The 5,202-nt window shown below is 64.5% G+C and carries 5 protein-coding genes and 1 pseudogene; all 6 read right to left on the bottom strand.

Annotated features, from left to right (window positions below):
* Positions 1-391: pseudogene (locus JI664_RS23585) on the bottom strand (hypothetical protein); the annotation flags it as partial.
* A gap of 120 nt (positions 392-511) precedes the next feature.
* Positions 512-1,240, bottom strand: a complete 729-nt coding sequence (locus JI664_RS23580; protein WP_207016233.1) for a hypothetical protein — start codon at positions 1,238-1,240, stop codon at positions 512-514.
* Between the two features lie 107 nt (positions 1,241-1,347).
* Positions 1,348-2,103 carry a hypothetical protein gene (locus JI664_RS23575; RefSeq protein ID WP_207016232.1) on the bottom strand — a complete coding sequence of 252 codons (756 nt, stop codon included), beginning with the start codon at positions 2,101-2,103 and terminating at the stop codon, positions 1,348-1,350.
* 412 nt (positions 2,104-2,515) lie between these two features.
* Complete coding sequence (locus tag JI664_RS23570; protein ID WP_207016231.1) at positions 2,516-4,369, bottom strand: DNA primase family protein; 1,854 nt, start codon at positions 4,367-4,369, stop codon at positions 2,516-2,518.
* Position 4,370: 1 nt separating this feature from the next.
* Positions 4,371-4,613 carry a hypothetical protein gene (locus JI664_RS23565; protein ID WP_207016230.1) on the bottom strand — a complete coding sequence of 81 codons (243 nt, stop codon included), beginning with the start codon at positions 4,611-4,613 and terminating at the stop codon, positions 4,371-4,373.
* The coding region (locus tag JI664_RS23560) for a DUF7146 domain-containing protein (protein ID WP_422662638.1) at positions 4,592-5,202 on the bottom strand (611 nt) is incomplete at its 5' end. The genes JI664_RS23565 and JI664_RS23560, both read right to left, overlap by 22 nt.

Below are 5,202 nucleotides of genomic sequence, written 5' to 3'. Positions count from 1 at the left end.
CGTCGCGCGCATTGTCCCGGCGCGCTTTCCGGGCCTGCTCTTCCTTGATCTGGAGTGTCGCCAGTTCCAGGCGATCAGGATCGCGGTCACCAACGGGCCCGTCGTAGCCCCGAGTGAGGTTGCGGCTCGCTTGCGCCTCGGGCTTCTCGTCAGCGATCTCGTCCTCGGCTACGGCCCGCAATGTCCGCCGGGTCGCGCGCCCGTTGCCGGTCATCTGGCCGAGGTCAAGGTTTCTCCCCAGCGCGTCGGCAACCTTGGCCAGATCGAAGCGGCGCGCTCGGCCTTCTCCCTCGTAGCAACCTTCCAGCTTTCCCTCGCTCACATACTGGCTGATGCGAGGCTTCGAGAGCCCGAGCCGGGATGCGAGTTCGGTTGCGTTAAGGTTGGCCATGGCCCTTTCCGTTGTTAAGTTAAGGCTTTCCAAATCGTTAAGAGCGGCGACACCTGCGGGGCGCGAATTACCCGCGTGCAGGGGGTGCCCGGGAAGGACCCGAAGGGGGCCGGGGCGAGGTCACCGAGAGGTCGCGAGCGCGCGGTCGAAGGCCCGGCGAAGATTGACCCCCAGCCGATCGCGGTAGATCGCGGCGACAGTTCCTTCGAACTGCAGCACCGGCGTGTAGGTCGGCACCTTGTCCGAGAATTTCAGCACCCGCACCGGGATGTCATCCGGTGCGTTGCGGCGATACACCCCCGGGGCCAGACCGTGCTTCGGGACGAAGTACCGCGCCCGGTTGCGCGCCCGGCGGGCCGAGCGCTGCGTGGTATTCGCGGCGTCGTCGCGTTGTGCCTGCAGCTGCGACAGCACCTGATTTCGCTCGCCACGCGACCAGTTCCCGTATGCATCGAGGCGGGCGCCTTCGAACGGCCCGCCCGTCGCCGGGATTGCCGTGCGGAGGATCTGTGCCGACACGACATGCTGATCGATCAGCTTCTCTATGCCGGTCTGAGGGCGACCGCCCCCTTGGTTCTGCACTTTCAGATAATGGCGCCGGCCCACCGAGGGCTTTTCCTGCACCTTCGCGGTGCGGTCGGCTTTCGTTGCCCGCCAGACCTGGAACGCTCCGAGCGTCCATCGTGTCGGACGGTCGAACTGGACCTGCATTCTGTCCTTCAATGCGTCCAGCGCATCGTCCGCCGTCCAGTTCAGAGCCCAGACCTCGATCTGCGGCAGCTGACGCTGCAGAAGATCACCGGTTCTTTTGAGGAAGTCCGAGGCGTCGAGGGCCATCTCAAATGCCATGAGCTGCCTCCTAACGCAAAACGCCCGCTCGGGTGATCCCGGCGGGCGCAGCTATGGATGATGACATAGAGTTACGATCCGGTAGAGGTTAGCGTCAAGCCCTTTTTTCAGCGAAGCGCAGGGGCCGAGCGGCGCATCCGGTCCAGAGCATCGCCGAGCGCCCCATAAGCCCGCCCCCGCAACTCACCATAGACGGCCCAGCCGTTCTTTTTCAGAACATCCGTCACCGATAGTCCCTCGATGCAGACCATGTCGACCAGCGCGCGGATCGTGATGCTGCGGCGCTTGCCGCCCCTGTTGCGCGTGACCTCCAGCGCGAACCCGGTGCCGATCGCCGCCGTCATCCGGCGAATCACGTCGCCCTCAGCCAGCACCGCGTCCATGTAGCTGCCGCCTCCGGACCCGTGGCTGCGGTCCTGAGCTTCGACCGAAACACATTTGAGCCCAACCGAGCTGTGGCGCTCCACCAGCGCACCATAGCGCCGCCCTGTATCGACCTGAGCGGGGGTCAGGGGATCACCACCCCCACGGCGGCGGGCCTGCAGGGTCATTGTGTCGAAGACATCCGCCGCGCGAGCGGCATCGCGGCCTTCGAAACCGACATGCTGCGGCTCGTATCCGTTGGCGGTCGCGCGAACAGCCTGCGGCGCATAGGGCAGAGTAACCCCGCGCGCGGGCGCTACAGGGATCTCTGGCCCGCAGCTGCGCGGCGCATGCGCCTTGATCTTCATCAGCTGCAGGCGGTCACGCTCTTTCGCCGGCGTGAGGACGATCTGCCGCTCCCGGGCGATCACCTTGAGCGCGCCTTGCCGATAGCCGATCAGCCGGTCTACCGCCGCATTCAGATCGCTCTCTCTGATCATCTTTCCCATATCTTGTGCCTCTCTTTCTGCTCTGAGCTAATGATTGATTCTCGTTGGTCTTGAATGGGTCGTCAGGGTCGTAAGACAAGAATGCTGGGTCGTTAGACGCTGATAGGCCTGAGGAATGATATACAGGGATAACAGGGAGTTAACGTGTATCTGGGTCGTCAGGGTCGTATGGGAACTAAGGGCTCGCACTACGTCTGAAACACCATTCCCCGAACCCCTCAAACCGCGCTTCCCTATACACGCGCGCAGCAACGTCCCGAACGTCCCTGACAACCCGTCCCGCCGCATAAGCCTCTGAAACGCCACGCGAACCCCCGAACCCCTCGAAAGAAGCCGACGACCCACCGGGGGGTTCGGGACGTCCCTGACGACCCGTGGAACAGCGAAGAAGGGGTGCGGGGTGTCAAAACAGGTCACCGTTCTGCCGGCGCAATTCGGCGCGCTGTCGGTCGAGCTGGTACTCTTCGAACCGCTCTTTGAAAGGGTGGATCAAGGCGATGCCGTCGTAAAACGGATCTGAGGATTTGCGGGCAGTGAAGGTCTGCCCTGTCACCGGACTCTTCCACTTGCCCGCCTTTTCCTTCAGCCGCTTGAACCGCGTTCGTGGCGTCCAGACGCCTTGCCCGCCCTCATCGAGCCAGAAGGCAAAGGCGTCTGACAGATCCTTCGATCGCATCGAGTGTTCGGGATTGCCGGTCACGCTGCAGCACGTCGTCAGGAAGGTGGCGAGCGGGTCGCTGTCTTCCCGGTACTCGGCCGTGGCCGCGAGGACCTGTTCTGGCACCTGCAGCCCGTGCGCCAGGTAATCGCGCAGGCCGTCGAGCAACCAATTGAAGATCCCGTCGCGCTCGGCCCAGAGCTTGTCAGACAAGCCCGCGTCCCGTTCGTCGGGAGGGATCTGAACCTCGAAGGGCACCAGCATCACGCGGCGCCAGATCCCGTCATCGCCGCCACGGATCTCAGGCTTGTGGTTGCCTGAGATCGTCAGCTTGAAGATTGGATAGACCTCAAGGAAGTTCACCCCGTAGGGCGGGCGCACGAGGATCGGTTCGCCGCCGGTCAGTTCCTTCACCATGCCTTCCTGCAGGTTCTGCCCGTCGTCAGGCTCGGACATCCGCATGAAGCGCGCGCCCACCATCGGCATGAGGTCGGGCGTCGCATCGCCGCCGCCCCGTCGGTTCTTGCCGGTGATCGTCTCGATCTTGCCGCCGGCCGCGTAGTCACCCATGATCTTCGCGATCAGGTCGACCAGCACCGATTTGCCGTTGGCGCCCGTGCCGTAGAAGAACGCGAACTTCTGTTCCGAGGTGAGGCCGGTCATCGAGTACCCGAACCATCGCTGCAGGAAACGCCGCATTTCCGGAACCGGCTGGATGCGTTCGATGAACTCGATAAACAGCGGACATTCGGCGCGCGGGTTCAGCGCCACGGGCATGACCTTCGTCAGCAGCAGCGTCCTGTCGTGATCCTGTCGATCGACTTTCACCACGGGCGGGGGCGGGTTCATGCCGCCATCGTCTTCCCCCGGTTCGGTCCGGAACGTGAGAACGCCGCCCTGAGTGTTGATGGTCAGCGGATCCCGATCGAGATCCTCAAGCGGTCGGGCGATGATCGCCGCCGCCTCGGTCAGCAGGTTCTTGATCGAGTTCGAGTTGCCGGCATTCTTGGCATGCGTCAGGCGACGGCCGACGGACTTCGCGCGCTTGTCGCGGATCCGGTCGGCTTCCTTTCGCAGGGCCAGCAGGAAGGCGAGGCGCTTCTCCTGCACCGCGTCCCGGTCCTTGCTCGCCATGTCCATGAGATCGGTCACTTCATCCTTGGTCTCATCGACCTCGCGCAGAACGGCTTCGTCCTCTTCGTCGACGGGCAGAAACCAGACCTCCTGGCCGATCAGGTCGGTCAGCTTATGCGCGAGCCGCCGGACAGACACGCCGTCCGGATCTTTGATGAAGCGCATTTCATCCCACACGAAGAAGCCGGCATTCGGCACGTAGACCAGGTCAGGCCCGAAATGCGTGAGCAAGCGTTCCCCGTTGCCGTAATCATTCAGGGGAAAATCGACGCAGCGGGCGGCGGGTGGAAGATCTTCGCCTTCATCCGGGGTGCGGGGCGGCGGGGCGTCCTCGCCGTCATCGAAACCGGGGGTTTCCGGCGAGGCCCCATCGTCCGCCGAATCCGGCACCACAACGTCATCGGGCAAGTCGACATCGACCGCGCCAGCCATGAGCTCGCGCACCCCCTCGATTCCCTTCGGCATGTCAGATGTCTCCCTTCAACTCGGTCAGCGCCGCGTCGAGCGCGCGCAGATCGGCCTCGTAGAACCGTGCCCATGGGCCCGGCCCGTTCGTCGTCTTTGACCCGCGCGCCCACAGGCGCCGATAGAGATCGTGCCAGCGTGGCAGGTCGGTGATGGAAACGCGCGTGGACCAGCTGTCCTTGCGCAGCTCGGCCGCGCCGGCGGCGCGATCGAGCGTGACTGTCAGGACGGCGACGGCGGGCATGCTTCGCCCTCCAGAAGCACGTCGTTGAGATCGAGGCCGGCGGGGCAGGGCACGATCCGTGCCGTCAGGCCAGGGATCTTCGCCATGGCGCGGCGCGCGCCGGACATGAGCTTGGCGCGGGTCATCTTGGGGTCGCTGTCACCGTCTTCGATCAGCACCAGCTCGCGAACCCAGGGCGGCGGAACAAAGGCCGCATAATCGTTCATGTCGGGCAAACCCGCGTAGCGCAGCCCTTTGCCCTGGCGCATCTTGCCGGCGATGTTGCCGAGATCGACACCCGCCCAGAATGCGGCGCCGGGGTAAAGCTCTGAGACCATCGCCGTCAGCGTGGTTTCGATGCCCTCGGCCATTACGAGGGTCTTCCTCGGCTCACTAGGCGGTTGCAGCCGGATCGCCGCGCCCTTTTTCGAGCCCCAGCTCTTCTTCACCTTCAGGGCCTGCCCGTCATGTTCGATACGGAGCTTCCCGCGTGGCTGCGACAGGTCGAACCAGGTGCGGTGCACGGCCGTGCCAGTGTCGTCCGGTTGCTGGATCGCGGCCAGCATGGCGGGGCCCCGATGCGCTTCGACCCACTGCCCGCCCGACGGCA

Source organism: Rhodobacter sp. NTK016B (assembly GCF_017303295.1).
Taxonomy (GTDB): Bacteria; Pseudomonadota; Alphaproteobacteria; order Rhodobacterales; family Rhodobacteraceae; genus Pararhodobacter.
Note: the sequence above shows the minus strand (reverse complement) of the source record. Positions and strands in the feature narration are given on the sequence as shown.

Bases quoted from the DNA above. Each gene is read 5' to 3' on its own strand.
- JI664_RS23575 (WP_207016232.1), bottom strand. From the start codon at position 2,103: ATGATCAGAGAGAGCGATCTGAATGCGGCGGTAGACCGGCTGATCGGC.
- JI664_RS23565 (WP_207016230.1), bottom strand. From the start codon at position 4,613: ATGCCCGCCGTCGCCGTCCTGACAGTCACGCTCGATCGCGCCGCCGGC.
- JI664_RS23570 (WP_207016231.1), bottom strand. From the start codon at position 4,369: ATGCCGAAGGGAATCGAGGGGGTGCGCGAGCTCATGGCTGGCGCGGTC.
- JI664_RS23580 (WP_207016233.1), bottom strand. From the start codon at position 1,240: ATGGCATTTGAGATGGCCCTCGACGCCTCGGACTTCCTCAAAAGAACC.